This is a genomic window from Rhizobium lentis, from assembly GCF_017352135.1.
Lineage (GTDB): Bacteria > Pseudomonadota > Alphaproteobacteria > Rhizobiales > Rhizobiaceae > Rhizobium > Rhizobium lentis.
This window is the reverse complement of record NZ_CP071454.1, coordinates 1,633,755-1,654,847: the sequence shown is the minus strand read 5'-3', so window position 1 is coordinate 1,654,847 and position 21,093 is coordinate 1,633,755. Positions and strand designations below refer to the sequence as shown.

Here is a 21,093-nt window from a genome sequence, read left to right as displayed (position 1 = left end):
TATGGCTGTTTTGGTCAGCCTTTTGCACTGCTTATCATGACTGCTACATGAACGGAGCCCGATTCTTCGAAGATCGAAGAAGCCGGGATGAACGCAGCCCGGGCGTCGTAACGCAAACGGATTAAGCCCTGGTTCAGGGTGGCTAGGCGGGTGGTGGAGATCATCCGATATCCTCTCCGCGAAAGCCATGTCGAAACTTGGACACTATCGGAATAATTCAAGTCAAGAGGCGGAAACCGCGGTCTCCTCGATCTAGGGCCGGGTTAGCTTTAAGCATTCTGCCGGGGCAGGTTTTCGTCAGGGCAAAGGCGATTGGCGAAGGGCATACCTCTTGGTACGTCCGAGCCGATCGCCTTTGATCCTGGCTAGAGATGCCCAAAAGTCTGGGATCAAACATCTAGCCTCAGCCGCGGAATGGAAATATCGGCATCTGGGCCTGGTCTCCGGCGACAGCTCCGGGAAGCGGCAAAGCCGAAGCACGCCGCATGAACAAACTTCGATGCGGACGCGCTTTGAAGGCGTGAAAAGAAAGAGAAGAATGGTGGCGTGGATCGCCGATCAGTTCCATCACCCATCATCCTCGACAGGATGATGTCAGGAGGGCGCGGAGACAGATGAGGCGTTCCTGCTTTGGGAAGGCGAGCATCTGCCGATCATGATCGCCGAATTAACCGACGACGCCGCAAACCATGGCTACGACAAACAGGAATGCTGCCGTGAAGAGCGCTCCATGGAGCAGCGTTTGAAGTCTGTGGCGCGCGGTGAGCGGCTTCTTGCTTGCTACGGAACCGTAGTGGTTCACGTGAGTATGCGAAATACCCAGATCTGCCATATGTCGCCTCCGTTGTTCTCATGCGGCCGGTTGTGCGGCTCGGGCTTCTTTTCTTATTTTCTCTATCAGTTAGGTAGAGATAAATTTCCGTCCAGAGGGGACGGAAGAGAAAATCCAACCAATCTCTTTTTAGCAGAGCGTGCGCCATGCCCAGATCAACGAGCGCTCAATGGCATTCTCGTTCGATGGCGGGTTGGAGGTCTCGATCAGCCGACGGTCCCTTTCAGCGGGAATGGATACGGACACCTGTTCGCTGCGCTCGGCTTTAACCGGAGGATCGAGGTAACCCATGGTCATCCCGCCGAGAAAGAACATGCCGCATCCTCCATCGATCACGAAAGCTAACAATCGTTAACGGGATCATGACAGAACCGGGGCAACTGTCAATAGTCTAGTCGATTGGTCGTGTTTTAAGGAGACATTATCCTTAACACACCGGCCGGGCCTTTCTTTTCAATGGCTTGAAATGATTGCCTTTCAGGCTTTGACGAAACCCTTGCTCGCGATCATCAAATTTTTCGTGTAGTTCTCCTGGACCGCGCCCTCTGCCAGCTCTTGCGAGCTCAATCGCTCGACGACGGCGCCATTGCGCATCACGGCGAGCTTTTCGCACATGTGGGTGATGACGCCGAGGTCATGGCTCACCATCACGAAGGTCAGTTTGCGGTCGCGTCGGATCTGTTCGAGCAGGTTGAGCACCTCCGCCTGCACGGAGGCGTCGAGCGCCGATGTCGGCTCGTCGAGCAGCAGGATCGCGGGTTCTACGATCAGCGCCCGGGCGATCGCCACACGCTGCCGCTGGCCGCCGGAAAGCTGATGCGGATAGCGGAAACGGAAACCATTGCCGAGGCCGACCTCGTCGAGCGCCCGGGCAATGCGCCTATCGCTGTCAGCAAGGGCGTGGATCGCAAGTGGTTCGAGCAGCAGCCGGTCGATCGTCTGGCGCGGATGCAGCGAGCCATAAGGATCCTGAAAGACCATTTGCACGCGCCGATAGAAGGCCTTGCTGCGCTTCGAACCTTTCAGCTCTTCGCCGTCGATATGGATCGTCCCGCCGCTGATCGGCGCAAGTCCGGCCACGGCGCGCAGCAAGGTCGATTTTCCCGACCCGGATTCGCCGACGAGACCGAAGGATTCGCCGCCTTCGACGCGGATGCCGACATCCTTCAGCGCATGAAAATCGTCATAGACGACACTGAGATTGTCGATGTGAAGGGCTGCGCTCATGCCGCCCACTCCGGCCTGCGGTCCAGCACCGGCAGGGGATGGCGGTTTACACCGATCTCGGGCATGCAGTTCAGCAGTCCCCTGGTATAGGGGTGCTGCGCATGTTTGAGGTCGGCGGCGGCGAGCTCTTCGACGATCTTGCCGGCATACATGACGATCACTCGGTCGCAGAAGGAAGAGACCAGCCTCAGATCATGGGAAACGAAGATCAGCCCCATACCCCGCTCGGAGACCAGCTGGTCCATAATCCTCAGCACGTCGAGCTGGACGGTCACGTCGAGCGCCGAGGTGGGTTCGTCGGCAATCAGCAGTTCAGGTCCGGCAATCAGCATCATGGCAATCATCGCGCGCTGTCCCATGCCGCCCGAGACCTCGTGCGGATGCAGGTCGAAGACCCTTTTCGGGTCGCGGATCTGCACCGCTTCCAGCATGGCGAGCGCCCGTTCGCGCGCCTCCGCCTTGCCGAGCTTCTCATGCGTGCGCAGCGTTTCGCAGATCTGCCGGCCGATCGTCATAACCGGATCGAGTGAATATTTCGGGTCCTGCAGGATCATGGCGATGCGCTTGCCACGCAGCCTGCGCCTTTCACCGGCGGAAGCCCTGATGAGGTCGATGCCATTGAAATCAAGCCTGTCGGCCGTGACGATGCCGTGTTTCGGCGTCAGCCCCATGATCGCCCGGCCGGTCTGCGACTTGCCGGAACCGGATTCGCCGACAATGCCGAGCCTTTCCTTTCCGAGCGTGAAGGAGACGCCGCGCACGGCCTCGATCACCTCGGTGCGCGTGGGGTAGCTGACCTTGAGATTGTCCACCGTCAGAAGTGTCGTCATTGGCCGCTCTCCTTCGGATCGAGCGCGTCACGCAGGCCGTCGCCGAGGAGATTGAAGCCGAGGCTGACGATGAGAATGGCGATGCCAGGCATCGCCGCCACCCACCATTGGTCGAGAATGAAGCGCCGCCCCGAGGCGATCATCGCCCCCCATTCCGGCAGCGGCGGCTGCGCGCCGAGGCCGAGGAAGCCGAGACCGGCCGCCGTCAGGATGATGCCGGCCATATCGAGCGTCACGCGGACGATCAGCGAGGAAATGCAGAGCGGCATGACATGGCGCACGATGATGCGCAAAGGCGATGCGCCCATCAACCGCACGGCCGAGATATAGTCGGAACGCCGGACCGTCAGCGTCTCGGCGCGCGCGATGCGGGCATAGGGCGGCCAAGAGGTGATGGCGATGGCGATGATCGCGTTCTGAATGCCGGGGCCAAGTGCGGCGACGAAGGCAAGTGCCAGCACCAGCTTCGGAAAGGCGAGGAAGATATCGGTGATGCGCATCAGCGTCGCATCCACCCAGCCGCCGGCATAACCGGAGACGGTGCCGACGATCAGGCCGATCGGCGCGGAGATGACGGCGACAAGCACGACGACGAACAGCGTCAATCGGGATCCGTAGATCAATCGCGAGTAAATATCGCGGCCTTGGTCGTCCGTACCGAGAAGATAGCCGGCCGTTCCCGGCGGAAGCAAACGGGCATTGCGGAGATCGCCGACGACCGGGTTGTGCGTGGCGATGAGATCGGCGAAAGCCGCGACCAGGAGCAGCGCGACGATGATCATGAGTCCGACGACGGCGAGCCTGTTTGCCGTGAACTGCCGCCAGGTGACGTAGGCGCGGCCGAGGCGGGCCTGCATGCGCGATTGCGGCCGGTCGGAAAGCAGCCATTCGCGGCGGCTCATCGCAGGAGATGGGCTGGCAGGGGCCGTCATCGATTTCGTGTCCTCGGATCGAGCGTCCGATAGAGAAGATCAGACAGAAGGTTGATGCCGATGAAGATCGTCCCGATGACGATGGTGCCGCCGAGTACAGCGTTCATGTCGGCGTTCTGCAGCGAATTGGTGATGTAGAGCCCGATGCCCGGCCAGGAAAAGACAGTCTCGGTCAGCACCGATCCTTCGAGCAGGCCGGCATAGGAAAGCGCGATGACGGTGACCAGCGGCACGGCGGCATTGCGCAGCGCATGGCCCCAGATCACCCGCGTTTCCGAAAGTCCTTTGGCGCGCGCGGCGACGATATATTCCTGCGAAAGCTCGTTCAGCATGAAGCTTCGGGTCATGCGGCTGATATAGGCGAGTGAGAAATAGCCGAGCAGCGATGCTGGCAGGATGATGTGGCGGAAGACATCAGAGAAGACATCCCATTGCCCCTGCCAGGCGCTGTCGAGGAGATAGAAGCCGGTGATCGGCGTGAACGTGTATTCGAAAACGATGTCGATGCGGCCGGGAAAGGCCACCCAGCGCAGCTGCGCATAGAAGATGACGAGCGCGATCAGCGCCAACCAGAAGATCGGCACCGAATAGCCGATGAGGCCGATGACCCGCACGACCTGGTCGGCGATACTGCCGCGGCGCACGGCGGCGAGGACGCCGAGCGGCACGCCGACACAGGCGCCGATGAGCGTCCCGAGCGTCGCGAGCTCGATCGTCGCCGGCATGACGCGGCGGATATCGACCATGACGGGATTGGTCGTCAGCACCGAATTGCCGAAATCTCCGGCCAGGATGCCTTTGATATAGATGTAGAACTGCTGATAGAGCGGCAGGTTGAAGCCCATTTCCTGTCGTACCCGCTCGACGACATGGGTGGGGGCGCGATCGCCGAGGATGGCGAGCACAGGATCGATCGGCACGACGCGGCCGATGAAGAAGGTGACGGCCAGAAGGCCGAGATAGGTGGTGACGGCGGCGAACAGGAAGCGCCCTGTCGCCTTTGCGAAGGTGGCGGCACGGCCCTTTCGGGGCCGCGCCTCCCGTGTTGTTCCGACGGTGCTCAAGCCACTCAATCCAGCCGGATTATTCCTTGCCGATCGGGCCGACGAAATTGGTGTCGAAACTCGGACCCAGCTTGAAGTCTGTCAGATTCTTGCGATAGCCGGCCACCTCGGTCTGCTGGAAGATGATGATGAAGGGGCTGTTGGCCAGGAATTTTTTCTGGACCTCCTCGTACATGGCGGCACGCTTCTCACCGTCGCGCTCGAGCAGGGCGGCCTTGACGACCTTGTCGAGCTCCGGCGCCTCCCAGGTGTTGCGCCATGCAAGCGTCTTCACCGTGCCCGCGTCCGAATTGTCGGGATTGCTTGTGAAGGTGTCGGCATTGGAATTCGGATCGAAATAGTCCGAGCCCCACTGGCCGATATACATGTCGTGGGTGCGGGCGCGATATTTGGTCAACGTCTGTTTGCCGTCGCCGGGGATGATCTCCAGCTTCACGCCGGCCTGCGCCAGCGTCTGCTGCATGGATTCAGCGATACCGGTCACCGGTTGTGTGTTGCGCACGTCCATTGTCACCGAGAAGCCATCCGGGACGCCGGCCTTGGCAAGCAATTCCTTGGCCTTGGCAACGTCGAGCTTGTAGGGATTTTCGTCGAGCGCACCGAGCTGACCCTTCGGCAGGAAGGTCTGGTGGATTTCGCCGATGCCCTTGATCAGGGTCGCGCCAATCGCATCGTAGTCGACCAGATACTTGAAGGCCTCCTGGACCTCGGGCTTCTTCAGGTTCTCATTCTTGTTGTTGAGGCTGACGTAATAGATCGTGCCCTTCGGCGCGCTCGTCGTCGCCAGATCGGCATCTTTGGAAACCGCGTCGATATCGCCCGGCTCCAGATTGCGGGCGATGTCGATATCGCCGGCTTCAAGCGCCAGGCGCTGGGCCGAACTTTCCTTCATGTAGCGGTAGATCACGCGATTGAGCTTGGCCTTGTCGCCGTAATAATTGTCGTTGCGCTCGAGCACGACGACTTCGTTGGCCCGCCATTCGCGCAGCTTGAAGGCGCCGGAACCGGCATAGCCGGTCTTCAGCCATTCGTTGCCGAAATCATTGTCGTATTTGTGCTCGGCATCCGGCGTTACCGCCTTCACATGTTCCAGGACGAGCTTCTTATCGACCACCGAAGCGACGGTTGCCGTCAGGCAGTTGAGCACGAAGCTCGGCGCATAGGCCTTGTCGACGGTGAAGACAAAGGTGTTGGCGTCGGTCGCCTTGGCCTTTTCGGCGACATTATCGCCGGTCAGGCCGAACTGGGTGAGGATGAAGGCCGGGCTCTTGTCGAGCTTGACGGCGCGCTCGAACGACCAGGCGACATCTTCGGCGGTAATCGGATTGCCGGAGGCGAATTTCAGGCCCGGTTTCAGCTTGAACGTATAGGTGAGGCCGTCATCCGAGACGGTCCAGCTCTCGGCAAGATCTCCCTTGACCTTGGACGTATCGGCGAGATCGAGGCGGACAAGCAAGCTGTAGCTGTTGCTGGTAATCTCCGCCGTCGAAAGCTCGAAAGCCTCGCCGGGGTCCATCGTGATAATATCGTCGATGGCAAATCCTTCGACCAGCGTGTCCTTCGGCGTCTCGGCAAAGGCAGATGGTGCGGCCATCATCAGGAGCGAAAGAGCGGCTCCTGCGGAAAGCATTCGAACATTGCGGCTGAGCTTGGTCATCATCATGGTCTGTTCCCCTGTTCTTGATTGATTACGAAGCGTTTTATTGGTCATGCCCCAGTAAACTATTGTTCGTTTTTAACGCGTCCAGAGGCGCGCAACGCTTTAGGCGCGGTCCTCCCGCCAAGCCTGTGCCAGTATGCGAAGCCAATTTTCACGAGCAAGTTTCGTCAGGTCGGCTTCACCATATCCAACCTCCCGGAGAGCGGCAATCAGCTTCTGATTGCCCGCCGCATCGCCGATTTCCTCGGGAATGGTGGCGCCGTCGAAGTCCGATCCGAGCGCCACACAGTCGATCCCGATACGGTCGACGAGATAATCGATGTGACGGATGACATCGGAAAGCGGCGTATCGCTGTCCGAGCGGCCGTCGGCGCGCAGCATGGCGGTTGCATAATTGATGCCGACGAGCCCCCGGCTTTCGCGGATGGCGTCGAGCTGCCTGTCGGTCAGGTTGCGTGCGACCGGCGTCAGCGCATGCGCATTGGAATGGCTGGCGACCAAAGGCTGGTCCGTCGTCTTCGCCACATCCCAGAATCCTTTTTCGGTTATATGGGCCAGGTCGATCAGAATGCCGAGGCGGTTGCATTGCCTCACCAGCTCGAAACCGGCCTCGGTAAGGCCGGGTGCTGTATCAGGCTTCATCGGAAAGGCGAAGGGCACGCCGTAGCCGAAGACGTTGTGCCGGCTCCAGACCGGACCGAGCGATCGCAGCCCCGCTGCATAGAACACCTCGAGCGCCGAGAGGTCGGCACCGATCGCCTCGCAGCCTTCCATATGCAGGACGGCGGCAAAGATATTGTCCGCCATGGCGCCGCGGATGTCCCTTACCGTCCGACAGAGCCGCCAGGCGCCGGCCTGGTCGAGCCGCAGCGCGATCGCCGCCATTTCAGTCGCGATGGCAAGAGACGGCAGCGGATCAAGCGGGGCCGCCATCGGGGTGATATAGCGGCCGTCGGCATCCGGATCGGCGAAGACGAGATCACCCGAGGGAATGTAGATGGCGCAGAGGCCGCCCGAAAGACCGCCCTCTTTTGCCCGGCGCGCATCGATGTGGCCGACCGTCGTGCCGTCGGCGAATTCCGCGATCGGATCGTTGCCGTCTTTTGCATGTGTCCAAAGTCGAAGGAGAACGTCGTTATGACCATCAAATACGAATTGCATCTGTCTTCCTGCGCTGCCCTACTGGATAAGTCCTTAAATCGGAATCGATCTAAGGATAAATTATCCAGCATGCGAAGTGCTATGGCTCCTTGCGCATCTTATCAGATGTGCGGCGCCGTAGAGGGCGAATGAAGCGGCAGAATAGAAAAGCTGACGGAATTCGCCACCTCTTTTTTCAGAAATTCGTCATCGGCACCAGGAGCGTCGCTGGAATCGAAACGGGGGCCGAAGCCCCCGCCAAGATTTCGCATCGTGCGCCGGAACTCAGTGTTTTCGGCGCTTCTTCTGTCTGTAGACGTCGATGACGACAGCCGCGACGATGATGAAGCCTTTGACGATCTCCTGGTAATAGGCGTCGATCCTGAGGAAGGTGAAGCCGGAGGTCATGACGCCGAGGATGATGGTGCCGATGACGGTGCCGGTGATGCGGCCGACGCCGCCGGTGAGGGAGGTGCCGCCGATGACGGTCGCGGCGATCGCGTCCAGCTCATATCCGACGCCCATGCTTGCCTGTGCGGTTTCGGCGCGTGCCGCCGTGACGATGCCGGCGAGGCCCGCAAGCAATCCGGCGATGACATAGACCTTGACGAGATGCGCCTCGATATTGATGCCGGAAACACGCGCCGCCTGCGGGTTGGCGCCGATGGCGTAGGTGAACTTTCCATAGCGGGTGTAGCGCAACGCGATATGGAAGATCAGCGCGACGACGAGGAAGACGACAACCGGCCAAGCCTTCGTTCCAATGAAATGAAACTGTTCGGTGATCCCGGAAACCGGCTGGCCTTTCGTATACCACTTGGCAACACCTCTGGCGGAGACGAACATGCCGAGTGTTGCAATAAACGGCGGGATTTTCGTGTAGGCGATGAGCGCGCCGTTTGCCAGGCCGGCGGCCGCCCCGATCAACAGGCCGATCATGATGGGCACGACAGCCGGCAGGTCGGTCAGCGACGGAAAGACGGCCCGCCCCCAGGTGGAGGACTGGGCGAAACTTGTGGCGATCATCGCCGTCATGCCGACGACCGAGCCCGACGAAAGATCGATGCCGCCGGTTATAATGACCTGCGTGACGCCGACCGCAATAATGCCGATGACGGAGACCTGCAGGATCATGATTGTCAGGCGCTGCGAATTCAGAAGAAAGCTCTGACCGATGAGAAGCCAGCCAAGCACTTCGTAGATCAGCGCAATGCCGACGAGCACGAGGAAAATGCTGAGCTCAGTCGGTAAGCGCCGCCGCTTTTGCCGAGTTGCGAGCGGAGCCGCGCCCTCTGCTGCCTTGGTACTCATATCAAACCTCCCTTCGGCGATCGCAAGCTGCGCCTCACTGCGCAGCCAACTCCATCACCTTGATCTGCGTTGCTTCATCGCGATTGAGGAAACCGGTCACCAGGCCCTCATGCATGACCATGATGCGGTCGCTCATGCCGAGAACCTCGGGCATTTCGGATGAGATCATGATAACTGCCACGCCGTTTCGCGCCATTTCCGTGACCAGCCGATGAATTTCCGCCTTGGCGCCGACATCGATGCCGCGCGTAGGTTCGTCGAGGATCAGGATCTTCGGATGGGTGAGCAGCCAGCGTCCGATCAGCACCTTTTGCTGATTGCCACCCGAAAGGTTTTCCACCCGCTCGTAAAGATTGGGGGTTTTTACGCGCAGCCTTTTTGCCATGTCTTCGCAAGTCGCCTCGAGCGCTCCCTGCTGCACGAAACCGCCCTTGACATATTTGTCCTGCAGGACGGCGATCTGCATGTTCTCGAGAATATCCAGAATCAACAGGCAGCCGGTGTCTTTGCGGTCCTCGGTGAGGAATGCCATCTGGTGACGGATGGCCTCGGTCGGCGAGGAAATCGTCACCGGCTTGCCGAACAGTTCGATCGTGCCGGAGCTGGCCGGCGTCACGCCGAACAGCGTTTCGGCGACATTCGACCGTCCGGAGCCGACGAGGCCGGCCACACCCAGGATCTCGCCGGCCCTGACCTCGAAGGAAACGTTGCGGAAGACACCATTGAGGCAGAGATCCTTGACGGAGAGCACGACGTCGCCGATCGGCACATCTTCTTTCGGAAACATCTGGGTGATCTCGCGCCCAACCATCATGCGAATGATGTCGTCGCGGGTGACCTCGGTTGAGGCGTGCGTGCCAATATATCGGCCATCACGAAAGACCGAGAACTCATCGGCGATCTCGAACAGCTCGTTCATCTTATGGGTGATGTAGACGATGCCGATGCCCTGAGCCCGGAGGTCGCGGATGATTAGGAAAAGATGCTCGACCTCGCGCTCTGTCAGCGCCGAAGTCGGCTCGTCCATGATGAGAACATCGGAATTATAGGAAACCGCCTTGGCGATCTCGACCATCTGCCGGTTGGCGACCGACAAGTGCCGCACCTCGACATCGGGATCGATGTCAATATTAAGCCGGGCAAACAGCTCCTCGGTCATGCGACGCATTACGCCGTGATCAATGAAACCGAAACGGTTTTTCGGTTCGCGGCGGATCCAGATATTTTCAGCAACGGTCATGAACGGCATCAGGTTGAGTTCCTGATGGATCATGGCGATGCCGTTCTCCAGTGCGTCGAGCGGCGATTTCAACCGGATCTCGACCCCCTTCAGGCGAATATCGCCTTTATCGGGCGTGTAGATGCCGGCGAGGATCTTCATCAGTGTCGATTTGCCGGCGCCGTTTTCGCCCATCAGCGCATGCACGGAGGCGCGCTTCAGCCGGAACTGCACGTCGTCGAGTGCGACGACACCGGGAAATTCCTTGCGCACGCCCTCGGCGCTCAACAGAAACTCCGCATTCGGAACTGCGCCGCTTGCACGCACGGCGGCCATGGTTGTCGGGCTGACGGCCATATCATCTCCTCCGGATACGGACAGGCTGAAAGGATGCGGGCAAAGCCCGCATCTGCTTGGCACTCGCCTCAGTTCTTGGCGACGAAGTCCTTGACGTTTTCCGGCGTGACGAGCTGGAAGGGGATATAGACCTTCTTTTCGACCTTTTCGCCCTTGGCAAGCTTGAGCGCCGTATCAAGAGCGCCCTTGCCCTGGCCGGCGGCGTCCTGGAACACGGTGACGTCGAGGTCACCCGCCTGCATGGCGGCTAGCGCGTCCTGAGTGGCGTCGACACCGCCGATGACGATCTTGCTCAGATCCTTGCCGGCGGCCTTCAGCGCCTGGATGGCGCCGATTGCCATTTCGTCGTTGTTGGAGATCACCGCATCGAACTCGATGCCGCTGGAGAGCCAGTTGGTCATAAGGTCGGCGCCCTGGGTACGATCCCAGTTGGCCGTCTGCTCTTCGACGATCTCGATGCCCTTGCACTCGTCGGTCTTGACGACGTCATGGATGTCCTGGGTGCGCATGCGCGCAGCCTGGTTGGAAAGCTCGCCCATGATGACGACGGCTTTGCCCTTGCCACCGAGAATGCGGCAGATTTCCTTGGTTTCCAACGTGCCCGATTCCTGCTCATTGGAAGCGACGAAGGCCTGCTTGTCCGGAAGCGTGTCGACATTGACCGGCTCGCGGTTGACGTAAACCAGGGGAATGCCGGCATCGGCCGCAAGCTTCGACATCGCCGTCGTAGCGTCGGTATCGACAGGGTTGACGATGATTGCATCGACCTTGGAGGCGATGAAATTCTGAATCTGGCTCTGCTGCTTGGAGACGTCGTTCTGCGCGTCTTCGACCTGCAGGGTGACGCCATCCAGCGTCTTGGCATAATCGGTCATGCCGTTGCGAAGTACGGTCAGGAAGTTGTCGTCGAACTTGGCCATCGACACGCCGACCGTCTCCGCGTGAGCGGCCGTCGACATGACGAGCGCCATCGCAGTGCCCAGGATAAACTTTTTCATTTTACTTCCTCCACAAACGGTGCCCGGCTGCACCCTCCTCACGCCGGAGCTCCAGGCATCCGCCCTGAAGCCGCAGTCTGCTGCGCCGCCTCTCCCGCGACGTTCCGAAAACGGAACAAACAAACCGTAAAATTTGTTATGCGGAATATTCATTCCATTTTCTGCGAACGGCGTCAAGTCTCTCTTTGCGCTGCGACGGGATAATGAGGAGCGCGAGGCGTGGAATTGCGGACGGCATGCGCATTCCCCGGCATTGTGCAAGACGGGCGCAGCATCCATCTATGGGAAGGTCGAAGACAGGCTCACCGCCGCAGGCCCTTCGACAGCCGCCGCGACCGCTCATTTGAAGATTTCTGGAGACAGGACTGATGTCCATTTCGATCTATCGCCTCACCGTTCCCATGTTCCAGCGGGGCATTGCCAGCCTGAAGACCTATCTCGACAAGGCTGAAGCCTATGCGAAGGAAAAGAATTTCGATCCCGCCATACTCGTCTCCGCCCGCCTTGCGCCGGACATGCTGCCGCTCGCAGGCCAGTATCAGCGGGCCAGCGACAGCGCCAAGTTCGCGCTCGCCCGCCTGACGGCGACCGACGCTCCGAAGTTCGAGGATAACGAAACGACGATCGACGAGCTGCGCGAGCGCCTGGCAAAGACCGACGCCTATCTCGCCGGCTTCACGGCCGATGCACTCGAAGGTACCGAAAGCCGCCAGATCACTCTGCCGGGCAAGAGTGGCATTGTGCTGGCCGGTGACGAATATATCGCCACTTTCGCCCTGCCGAACTTCTACTTCCACGTCGCGACGGCTCACGCGATTCTGCGCAACCAGGGCGTACCGATCGGCAAGCGCGATTATCTCGGCTGAACCTCGTTCGGCTCGGCTGAACTTTGATTCGGCCCGGCTGAACCTAGTTCGGATTGACCGCCATTCAAAGACGAAAATGCCTATTAGGGCCGGCGCGTTACCGGCCCTTTTTCCGTCAGCTCGGTATAGGCGAGCGTCTGGTCCAGATGTCGTGCCCTCAGCGAAAGCAACTTCTCGGCATATTCGAGTCGGATCGCCGCATAGGCCGGATCAGCCGCGACGTTGTTGAGTTCCATGGGATCGTCGCGGAGATTAAAGAGCAGTGACGGCAGCGCGGTAAAATGCACATACTTGAACCGCGCGTCGCGGATCACGGCGAGATTGCATTCGTTGGACCGCAGACCGAAATGCCGCTCCGCCTCACCCTGCACAATATCGCGGAAGTCGAATTCCCAAAACGCCGCGTCCCGCCACTCTGCGCTCTCACGCTTGACGAACGGCATGAGAGAGCGGCCATCAAGCCCATTCTTCGCTTCGATGCCGAGCCTTTGGCACAGCGTCGGGAAGATATCGGCAGCACTGGTAAAATCGTCGACCACCCCGCCCGCAGGACCGTTTGCGGGGTCGCGGATTATCAGCGGAATGTGGTAGCTGCCGTCGAAGAAGCCGCCCTTGCCGAGCGTCCAGTGATCGCCCGCCATCTCGGCGTGGTCGGAGGTGAAGACGATGAATGTATCGTCCCAGGCGCCCGTATCCTTCAGTGCCTGCCAGATCCGGCCGAGCTGCGTGTCGACCTCTGAAATCATCCCGTAATAAATCGCCCGGATCGCCGCAAAATCCGCGCTGCTCCAGGCGCTGAGCGACCCTTCCGCCCCGTGAATGAAGCTGCCCCTGTCGGAGTGCGGCATGGCAAAGGCGAGATAGGGATGCGTAGCCTGTTCCGCTTCATGATTTGCCGCCCGCGCAAAGGCCGGCCCGTCGTCCGGCTTGTACATCCGGTTGAACGGCTCCGGAACGGAAAACGGGGGGTGCGGACGCAGGAAAGAGACATGCGCAAACCACGGTCCGTGCTGTTCGCCCAGCCAGCGAATGAACTCGCCGGCCAGGAAGGCGGTCTGCGTCTCGTCACGCGAATAGGCCGGCGCCGCAGCAGAAATTTCGCCTGCTTGCGCACCGACGGGAATATGGATGTCGCGGTTGACGGCATGCGCATGGCCGCGTGACCTCAGCCATGAGAGCCATTGTCGCTCATGCTCGGGAAGCAGCTGGCGAGCGGTAAAACCCGGCAGCACGCCTTCATAGGTCGTCAGGTGGGGATCATTGGCATCCATGCCGCGCGGATCGGGCGCCGTGTCGGTGTAGCCGAACAGCGTCGGGTCGAATCCGGCCCGCCGCGCCGCCAGCGCCAGATTGTCGAAGCGGGCATCAAGGGGCGACCCGTTGCGGCAGACGCGGTGATTCATCTGGTAGAGGCCGGTATAGAGCGTCGCCCGCGCCGGCGAGCAGGGGGCGGCCCCGGCATAATGTCGGCGGAAGAGCGTGCCTTCACGGGCCAGCGCATCGATTTGAGGCGTTTTCACGCAGGGATGACCGGCGGCCGAGAGGCAATCGCCGCGCCACTGGTCGGCGGTGATCAGCAGGATATTGGGCCGGTGCGCCGTCTCAATGCTGGTTTGATTTTGCATGCCAGTCCCAGGCCGAGCGAATGATCTGAGACAGATCATATTGCGGCACCCAGCCGAGCACGTCGCGGGCCTTGTCGTTGTTGGCGACCAGCGTATGCGAGTCACCTTCGCGCCGGCCGATATATTCGACGGGGAAGGGCCGGTTCGACACATCCTCGATTGCCCCGAGCAATTCCTTGACGGTGGTGCCCGTGCCGGTGCCGAGGTTGAGCGCGACGGAATCGCCGCCCTTCAGCAGATATTCGACGGCGCGCACATGCGCATCGGCAAGATCGAGCACATGGATGTAATCACGCACGCAGGTGCCGTCGCGCGTCTCGTAGTCGCTGCCGAATACCTTGAAGCCCTGGCGGCGACCGAGCGCGGCGTCGATCGCCAGCGGGATCGCATGCGTTTCCGGCTGGTGCCACTCGCCGATCCGGCCTTCGAAATCGGCGCCCGCCGCATTGAAATAGCGCAGCACCACCGAGCGCAGGCTCTTGTACTGATCGTAATCGGCAAGCGCCTGCTCGACGATATATTTGGTCCGCCCATAAGGATTGATTGGCATCTGCCGATGCGTCTCGTCGAGCGGCACGCTCTGCGGCAGGCCATAGGTGGCGCAGGTGGAGGAGAAGACGAAGGCGTTGATGCCGGCGGCCTGCGCCGCCGAAAGCAGCGTCAAGGTGCCGATGACATTGTTCTCGTAGAAGGAAACCGGATCCTTGACCGATTCGCCCACCTCGATCAGCGCCGCGAAATGCAGGATCGCCGCCGGCTTGTGCTTGGCCAGCACCTCGTCGAGACGGGCGCGGTCGCGAATATCGCCTTCCTCGGCCGGCCCCCATTTGACGAACTCACGGTGGCCGTTTGAAAAATTATCGAAGACAACAGGCTTGTAACCCTTGTTCGCCAGGTCGAGACACGTATGCGAGCCGATATAACCGGCGCCGCCGACCACGAGAACCGTTTCACCTGCCATGTGTCACCCTTGTCATCAATGAGAGATAGGCCGAACCTAGACGAGATAGACGTCAATAAAAAGAAGGAACTGCAATCGGCGTGAACGGACAATACGTCGATTGCCGCAGCCGCTTCCCGCCGATCGCATTATTCGCGTGATTTGCATAATGCTGCAATCTAACCCAGAAAGGCTCCAGTGGGCGAAGGATGAAGTCGGCGGAGGACACGAGATGAAAAAGGCGATCATCGTCTGGGGCGGCTGGCAGGGCCATGAGCCGGAACAATGCGCCGGCATCGTTGCCAATCTCCTGCGCGAGGATGGCTTTGCCGTCGAGGTGACCGGTGATCTCGGCATTTTCGCCTCGCCTCTGCTGGCCAAGGCCGATCTCCTCGTGCCCATCATAACCGGCGAAACGCTTGAAAGACCGCATGCTAGCGCCCTTGTCGAGGCGGTGCGCGGCGGGCTCGGGCTCGGCGGCCATCATGGTGCGCTCGCCACCTCCTTCAAGGAGAGCGCCTCCTTCCGTTATGTCTCCGGTGTCACCTGGGTCGCCCACCCCGGCAATATCATCGATTTCCGCGTCGGCGTCACCCGCCAGGACGATCCTGTCATGGAGGGCATTCCCGACTTCGACTATCACTCGGAGCAATATTACCTTCATTACGATCCGAGCGTCGAAATCCTCGCGACGACCACTTTTACCGGCGTCTATGATCCGGCGGCGCGCAATGTCGTGATGCCTGTGGTCTTCAAGCGGCATTTCGGCGCCGGTCGCATCTTCTATTCCGCCCTTGGCCATGTAGCTGCCGAATTCGACCACCCCTTTATGCCGCTCGTCCTGCGGCGCGGTCTCAGCTGGGCCGCCCGCCGATAGCGTCGGAACGACATATTACCGCCGGGAGCGGTTGCCACGTGCCGGCTGCGTCCCAACTTGCTCCTATGCCGGATCGCTTTCGATCTTTCTCGATGCCGGTTTCATCGACGTGGCAAGGCGCCTGCCGACACGGCTGATCGTCCGCCTGGAATGCCGCAGAATATCTCGGCACCCAGGGGAATCGGGATACGGTCTTTCTGTGCCATCCCGGACACAAGACCGCGATGCATCCTTGTTGAAATTCCCTTAACGGGCGATTTTCCGTTGCAGCCCGTTTTCGATTTCGGCAGCCGGTTCGCCATAGACACGAATCAGCCGCCCGGCCGCCTTAAGCTTCTCGATGAGCTCGTTTCCGTCAGGCGAGGCCTTGGTCAGCTGCAGCTGCTCGAATTCCTTGAGCGCCTGCATCCAATGGTTTTCCCCACGCCCCTCCGGCCTGCCTTCCGATTCCCACAGCGAATAAGCGCGCTGGCTGACCCAGGCGTCCCTATTGTGACTCATAACAAACCCCAGCCGAAAAATTGGAAGCAAATATCGATCGCCAACAAGGTGCCAAACCCGGCTTTAGGAGTCGTTACGAGGCAGCGTTATTTTTTCGATAATGCGAAGAGATGCGGATACTTAGCACTGATAAAGTAATATTAATCAGCCGCGACGTAGCCGCGCTCATGGTGCTGCGGCTGTCTGACGCCGACTGACGGCAACCATGGGGCTGCGGTCGATGCTCGGCTCGCCCGCGGTAAAGGCCGATTGAGCCGTTACAAGCATGGCGCGCGCCATCTTGTGAAACATCCCTGGCGCCTCACGACGCTTATGTCGCTGAGTTGCAAGCCAACCCGTTTCGCACAGGGTTGTCTTCAATGTCTTCGGTACGGACAAGGGAGAAACTGGAGCGGGCGAAGGGATTCGAACCCTCGACCCCAACCTTGGCAAGGTTGTGCTCTACCCCTGAGCTACACCCGCTCAATCCACATCAGTCCGGGGTAGTCGTTGGACCGTGGGCGCCGCCTCGTGGCGACGGGCGCTATATGGCCTAACGGATTTTCAAATGCAACAGGGAAATGACGGAGAAGCGAAGAAAAATTCCGATGTTCGCACATGCGGCGCGGAAAGGCCGCAAAAGCGGGGGTAGAGCGTCGGTTGCGACGATTGCCAAATATTGTGGACGGACTTAATCAGGACGCCTCGATTTTTCCTGACACGCCGATGGATCGCCTCATGCCTGAAAATGCTCCTAAGACAAGAGAAGAATTGTTCGCCTTTCTCAGCGGACTCGGGATCGCCCACAAGACGGTCGATCATGCGCCGGTCTTTACCGTGGCCGAATCGGTTGCGCTGCGCGATGAAATCCCCGGCGGCCACACCAAGAATCTCTTCATCAAGGACAAGAAGGACCGGTATTTTCTGCTGACGGTGGAGGAGAATGCCGAGGTCGACCTCAAGCAGGTTCACACCATCATCGGCGGGTCGGGCCGGGTTTCCTTCGGCAGAGCGGAGAAGCTGATGGAGTATCTCGGCGTCATCCCGGGGGCAGTCACCGCGTTCGGTGCCATCAACGATACCGGCGGAAACGTTACCTTCGTGCTCGATGCCGATCTGATGGTCGAGGAGATCATCAATTGCCATCCGCTTACCAACGATGCGACGACATCGATTGCGAGCGGTGACCTCATCCGTTTCATGGAAGCGACCGGACATAAGCCGCTTGTCTTGAAAGTGACGTCCTGACATACGATTTTAGCGCTACAATGATGCCGGCAGGATCGGCGCGGCGGGAGATACCTATGAGCGGCAGCAACAACCCCTATAACGGTTCCTTCGGAAATCAGATGTCGGCAACGGCAAGCTTCGGCGCTCAGCCGGAACCGGCGGCCGCGGCCGGCAGCTACATCACCGACACGACGACTGCGAATTTCGGCAAGGACGTCATCGAAGCGTCGCGCAGGCAGCCGGTGCTGGTCGATTTCTGGGCGCCGTGGTGCGGCCCGTGCAAGCAGCTGACGCCGGTTCTGGAGAAGGTGGTCAACGAAGCCAAGGGCCGCGTGCGGCTGGTCAAGATGAACATCGACGATCATCCTTCGATCGCCGGCCAGCTTGGCATCCAGTCGATTCCCGCCGTCATCGCCTTCGTCAACGGCCGCCCGGCCGACGGCTTCATGGGGGCCGTGCCGGAGAGCCAGATCCGCCAGTTCATCGACCGCATCGCCGGTCCGGCCGGCGCCGAGGAGGCGGCCGAAATCGAAGCCGTGCTGACGGAAGCGGCAGAACTGCTTGCCGCCGGAAATGTCAATGAGGCTGCGCAGCTTTACGGCGCCGTCATGCAGGCCGATCCCGAAAATGCCAAGGCGCTTGCCGGAATGGCCGAATGCATGATCGCTGCAAACCAGCATCAGCGTGCGCGCGAAACGCTGGCCGATCTGCCGGAAGAGCTCGCGAAGGACGCCGGCATCCAGGCGGTGCTGAAGAAGCTCGACCAGATCGAGGAGGCGCGCAAGCTCGGCGATCCCGTCGCGCTCGAGCAGGAGCTGGCGACCAATCCTGACAATCACGAGGCGCGGCTGAAGCTTGCCAAGATCCTCAATGTCGAAGGCCGGCGCGATGAGGCCGCCGAACATCTGCTTCTGATCATGCGCAAGGATCGCGCCTTCGACGACGACGGCGCCCGTCGGCAGCTGCTGCAGTTCTTCGAGGTCTGGGGCTTCAAGGATCCGGCGACGGTTGCTGCCCGGCGCAAGCTTTCGGCGATGCTGTTCTCCTAAACCCTTCCTGGTCAGATTGACGCATTCTGTTGGTTCAAACGGAGCCGGCCGGTCGATCAGCCGGCCCGTTTCAGCCAACCCCGGTGGTTTTGCTTGCAAACCAGCTAGGGCCGGGCATCTCTAGCCAGGATCAAAGGCGATCGGCTCGGACGTACCAAGAGGTATGCCCTTCGCCAATCGCCTTTGCCCTGACGAAAACCTGCTCGGCAGAATGCTTCAAGCTGACCAGGAAAGGTCCAAGTTTAGAAAATCTGCCCTTGCGTTTTCGGTCGGGGGCACCACATTCTCGTCAGGACGGGCATGCCCGTTTACAAGAATGCGGGACGGTTTCATGCAAGTGGGTAATGCCAGATACCTGAAGCCGGGCGATCTGCCGGATACGATCGCCGTCTTCCCCCTGACCGGAGCCCTCCTTCTGCCGGCCGGGCAGCTCCCCCTCAACATCTTCGAGCCGCGTTATCTGGCGATGCTGGATACAGCGCTTGCCGGAAACCGGCTGATCGGCATGGTGCAGCCGGCACTCGGCGAACATGAGGACAAGGGCGGTGAGCCGAGCCTCGCCACGGTCGGCTGCCTCGGTCGCATCACCTCGTTCGCCGAGACCGGCGACGGGCGCTATATCGTGTCGCTGACCGGCGTCTGCCGGTTCCGGCTCCTGGAGGAGAAGACGACCAGCGATCCCTTCCGCACCTTTCGCATCGCGCCGTTTATCGCCGATCTCTCAGCTGCGAACGAGGAGGAGGCGGTCGACCGCACGGCCCTGCTGACCGCCTTCAAGGCCTATCTCGATGCCAACAAGCTGGAGGCCGACTGGGAGAGCGTCGAACGGGCGAGCAATCTGACGCTGGTCAATTCGCTGGCGATGATGTCGCCGTTCGGACCGGCCGAAAAACAGGCGCTGCTGGAAGCGCCCGATCTGAAGACGCGGGCCGAGACACTGATCGCCATCACGGAGATCGTGCTGGCGCGGGTCTTCGGTGACTCCGACACGGTTCTGCAGTAAACTCCAGCCATGGACGAAAAACTGAGCCGCGTCGATCCGAAACTGCTGGAGCTCCTGGTCTGCCCGCTCTCCAAGGGCCGGCTTTCCTATGATCGCGAACACAACGAACTCGTTTCGGAAAAGGCGCAGCTTGCCTATCCGATCCGCGACGGCATTCCCATCATGCTGGTATCCGAAGCAAGGCGCCTCGACGAATAGCGTGTTACTTCAAACCGCCTTCAAATCGTCTGGCCAGCAAGCAGGCGCGGACTGTCCTTGGCGGTCGTGCCAGCCGCTTGGCCGATGAAGAAGGATTTGAGGCGCGGCAGCCGGTCGACAATGCCGAGGCCGACGTCGCGGGCGATGCGGATCGGCGTCGCGTCGTTGGAGAAGAGCCGGTTCAGCACGTCGGTCGTCACGCCCATGCGGAAGGTGTCGAAGCGCCGCCAGGTCTGGTAGCGTTCGAGAATGTTGATCGAGCCGATATCGAGGCCGAGGCGGTCGGCCTCGACTATGGTTTCGGCGAGGGCCGCCACGTCTTTGAAGCCGAGATTGAGCCCTTGTCCCGAGATTGGATGGATGCCGTGGGCGGCGTCGCCGGCCAGCGCGAAACGCGGCGCGACGAAGGCGCGGGCAAGCGTCAGGCCGAGCGGAAAGGCGCGTTTGTCGCCGATTACCCTTAGCGCCCCGAGCTTGTGGCCGAAGCGGCGTTCCAGCTCCTCCTCGAATATCAGCTCGTCGGCGGCGACCAGCCTGTCGGCGTCATGCGTGCGCTCCGTCCAGACGAGCGAGGAGCGATTGTTCCTTAGCGGTAGGATGGCGAAGGGGCCGGCCGGCAGGAAATGCTCCTCGGCGCAGCCATCATGCGACCGCTCATGTTCGACGGTCGCGATAATGCCGGACTGGCCGTAGTCCCAGGTGACGGTCCTGATGCCGGCGAGATCGCGCAGCTTCGAGCGGACGCCGTCGCAGGCAACCACCAGCCGGGATTCCAGCATGCTGCCGTCCGACAGCGTGACGGTGGCATGGCTGTCCTGCGTTTTGAGTTCCGTCGCGCTCAGTCCGTGGCGTATGTCGATGCCGAGACGTTCGCAGGCGCCGCGAAGTGCCGCGACCATGGCTACATTCGGAATCATGTGCGCGAAGGGCCGGCCGTCGGCCACTTCGCCGTCAAAAGTGAGGAAAACCGGGCGGACCGGATCGGAGGTCCTGGAATCGGTCACGATCATCTTGGTAATCGGCTGCGCTTCCGGCTCGATCTCGGTCCAGATGCCGAAGATCTCGAGCATCTTCACCGCGGCCGCGATGACGGCGGAAGCGCGCGTATCATTTTTCCAGGCATGCTCGGGGGCCGCCTCGACGACGGCGACATTCAGATGGGGTGCTGCCTGCTTGACCGCGACAGCAGCGGAAAGGCCGACATACCCCCCGCCCACAACCAGCATATCAAGCATCGCGCCGCTCCCGTACCTTG

The 21,093-nt window shown here is 60.6% G+C and carries 23 protein-coding genes, 1 tRNA gene and 1 pseudogene; 7 read left to right on the top strand and 18 right to left on the bottom strand.

Going from position 1 to position 21,093, the window contains the following annotated elements; translation table 11 throughout:
* Positions 1-14: 14 nt before the first annotated feature.
* The 13 genes from J0663_RS07985 to J0663_RS07925 form a co-directional block, all read right to left on the bottom strand.
* Positions 15-164: a hypothetical protein gene (locus J0663_RS07985; protein WP_207243887.1), complete on the bottom strand. Its 150-nt coding sequence runs from the start codon at positions 162-164 to the stop codon at positions 15-17.
* Positions 165-403: 239 nt separating this feature from the next.
* On the bottom strand, positions 404-568 hold the full coding sequence (locus J0663_RS07980) for a hypothetical protein (protein ID WP_207243886.1): 165 nt from the start codon (positions 566-568) through the stop codon (positions 404-406).
* 99 nt (positions 569-667) lie between these two features.
* Positions 668-832, bottom strand: a complete 165-nt coding sequence (locus J0663_RS07975; RefSeq protein WP_207243885.1) for a hypothetical protein — start codon at positions 830-832, stop codon at positions 668-670.
* A 129-nt stretch (positions 833-961) separates the two neighbouring features.
* On the bottom strand, positions 962-1,147 hold the full coding sequence (locus tag J0663_RS07970; protein WP_207243884.1) for a hypothetical protein: 186 nt from the start codon (positions 1,145-1,147) through the stop codon (positions 962-964).
* 162 nt (positions 1,148-1,309) lie between these two features.
* Positions 1,310-2,059 (bottom strand): ABC transporter ATP-binding protein, encoded by a 750-nt coding sequence (locus tag J0663_RS07965; protein ID WP_207243883.1) that lies wholly within the window; start codon positions 2,057-2,059, stop codon positions 1,310-1,312.
* Complete coding sequence (locus J0663_RS07960; RefSeq protein WP_207243882.1) at positions 2,056-2,889, bottom strand: ABC transporter ATP-binding protein; 834 nt, start codon at positions 2,887-2,889, stop codon at positions 2,056-2,058. Before J0663_RS07960 ends, J0663_RS07965 begins: the two co-directional genes overlap by 4 nt.
* The gene (locus J0663_RS07955; protein ID WP_207243881.1) at positions 2,886-3,821 is read right to left on the bottom strand and encodes an ABC transporter permease; all 936 of its coding nucleotides are present in this window, start codon (positions 3,819-3,821) and stop codon (positions 2,886-2,888) included. The genes J0663_RS07960 and J0663_RS07955 overlap by 4 nt, the downstream gene beginning before the upstream one ends.
* A complete protein-coding gene (locus J0663_RS07950) occupies positions 3,818-4,885 on the bottom strand; it encodes an ABC transporter permease (RefSeq protein WP_207243880.1) in 1,068 nt (355 codons plus the stop codon). The genes J0663_RS07955 and J0663_RS07950 overlap by 4 nt, the downstream gene beginning before the upstream one ends.
* Positions 4,886-4,904: 19 nt before the next feature.
* Complete coding sequence (locus J0663_RS07945; RefSeq protein ID WP_207243879.1) at positions 4,905-6,548, bottom strand: ABC transporter substrate-binding protein; 1,644 nt, start codon at positions 6,546-6,548, stop codon at positions 4,905-4,907.
* 99 nt (positions 6,549-6,647) lie between these two features.
* The gene (locus tag J0663_RS07940) at positions 6,648-7,706 is read right to left on the bottom strand and encodes a dipeptidase (RefSeq protein ID WP_207243878.1); all 1,059 of its coding nucleotides are present in this window, start codon (positions 7,704-7,706) and stop codon (positions 6,648-6,650) included.
* Positions 7,707-7,970: 264 nt separating this feature from the next.
* Entirely contained in the window at positions 7,971-8,996 is a 1,026-nt protein-coding gene (locus J0663_RS07935; protein WP_207243877.1) for an ABC transporter permease, read from the bottom strand.
* A gap of 34 nt (positions 8,997-9,030) precedes the next feature.
* On the bottom strand, positions 9,031-10,572 hold the full coding sequence (locus tag J0663_RS07930) for a sugar ABC transporter ATP-binding protein (protein WP_207243876.1): 1,542 nt from the start codon (positions 10,570-10,572) through the stop codon (positions 9,031-9,033).
* A gap of 68 nt (positions 10,573-10,640) precedes the next feature.
* Positions 10,641-11,570, bottom strand: a complete 930-nt coding sequence (locus J0663_RS07925; protein ID WP_207243875.1) for a sugar ABC transporter substrate-binding protein — start codon at positions 11,568-11,570, stop codon at positions 10,641-10,643.
* Positions 11,571-11,938: 368 nt separating this feature from the next.
* On the opposite strand from J0663_RS07925, the gene J0663_RS07920 reads away from it, so the two are divergent.
* The gene (locus J0663_RS07920; protein WP_207243874.1) at positions 11,939-12,436 is read left to right on the top strand and encodes a DUF1993 domain-containing protein; all 498 of its coding nucleotides are present in this window, start codon (positions 11,939-11,941) and stop codon (positions 12,434-12,436) included.
* An 83-nt stretch (positions 12,437-12,519) separates the two neighbouring features.
* Here J0663_RS07920 and J0663_RS07915 read toward each other — a convergent pair whose 3' ends face one another.
* The gene (locus tag J0663_RS07915) at positions 12,520-14,061 is read right to left on the bottom strand and encodes an alkaline phosphatase family protein (RefSeq protein ID WP_207243873.1); all 1,542 of its coding nucleotides are present in this window, start codon (positions 14,059-14,061) and stop codon (positions 12,520-12,522) included.
* Positions 14,039-15,022 carry a UDP-glucose 4-epimerase GalE gene (gene galE / locus J0663_RS07910; protein WP_207243872.1) on the bottom strand — a complete coding sequence of 328 codons (984 nt, stop codon included), beginning with the start codon at positions 15,020-15,022 and terminating at the stop codon, positions 14,039-14,041. The genes J0663_RS07915 and galE overlap by 23 nt, the downstream gene beginning before the upstream one ends.
* Before the next feature lie 211 nt (positions 15,023-15,233).
* Between galE and J0663_RS07905 the strand changes: the two genes are divergently transcribed.
* Together J0663_RS07905 and J0663_RS31705 are read left to right on the top strand one after the other, a co-directional pair.
* Positions 15,234-15,878 (top strand): ThuA domain-containing protein, encoded by a 645-nt coding sequence (locus J0663_RS07905; RefSeq protein WP_207243871.1) that lies wholly within the window; start codon positions 15,234-15,236, stop codon positions 15,876-15,878.
* 64 nt (positions 15,879-15,942) lie between these two features.
* A pseudogene (locus tag J0663_RS31705) lies at positions 15,943-16,035 on the top strand (GNAT family N-acetyltransferase); the annotation flags it as partial.
* 89 nt (positions 16,036-16,124) lie between these two features.
* Here the strand turns inward: J0663_RS31705 and J0663_RS07900 are convergent.
* Both J0663_RS07900 and J0663_RS07895 read right to left on the bottom strand, forming a co-directional pair.
* Positions 16,125-16,379: a DUF2934 domain-containing protein gene (locus J0663_RS07900; RefSeq protein ID WP_207243870.1), complete on the bottom strand. Its 255-nt coding sequence runs from the start codon at positions 16,377-16,379 to the stop codon at positions 16,125-16,127.
* Between the two features lie 387 nt (positions 16,380-16,766).
* Positions 16,767-16,841, bottom strand: a tRNA-Gly gene (locus tag J0663_RS07895).
* 255 nt (positions 16,842-17,096) lie between these two features.
* Between J0663_RS07895 and J0663_RS07890 the strand changes: the two genes are divergently transcribed.
* From J0663_RS07890 to J0663_RS07875, 4 genes are all read left to right on the top strand, one after another.
* A complete protein-coding gene (locus J0663_RS07890) occupies positions 17,097-17,606 on the top strand; it encodes a prolyl-tRNA synthetase associated domain-containing protein (RefSeq protein ID WP_207243869.1) in 510 nt (169 codons plus the stop codon).
* Positions 17,607-17,662: 56 nt separating this feature from the next.
* Positions 17,663-18,637, top strand: a complete 975-nt coding sequence (trxA, locus tag J0663_RS07885; RefSeq protein WP_207243868.1) for a thioredoxin — start codon at positions 17,663-17,665, stop codon at positions 18,635-18,637.
* A 316-nt stretch (positions 18,638-18,953) separates the two neighbouring features.
* A complete protein-coding gene (locus tag J0663_RS07880) occupies positions 18,954-19,640 on the top strand; it encodes an LON peptidase substrate-binding domain-containing protein (RefSeq protein ID WP_207243867.1) in 687 nt (228 codons plus the stop codon).
* A 9-nt stretch (positions 19,641-19,649) separates the two neighbouring features.
* A complete protein-coding gene (locus J0663_RS07875) occupies positions 19,650-19,838 on the top strand; it encodes a Trm112 family protein (RefSeq protein ID WP_003567459.1) in 189 nt (62 codons plus the stop codon).
* Between the two features lie 20 nt (positions 19,839-19,858).
* On the opposite strand, the gene J0663_RS07870 is transcribed toward J0663_RS07875, so the two are convergent.
* Entirely contained in the window at positions 19,859-21,073 is a 1,215-nt protein-coding gene (locus J0663_RS07870; RefSeq protein WP_207243866.1) for a ubiquinone biosynthesis hydroxylase, read from the bottom strand.
* Positions 21,074-21,093: the final 20 nt, after the last annotated feature.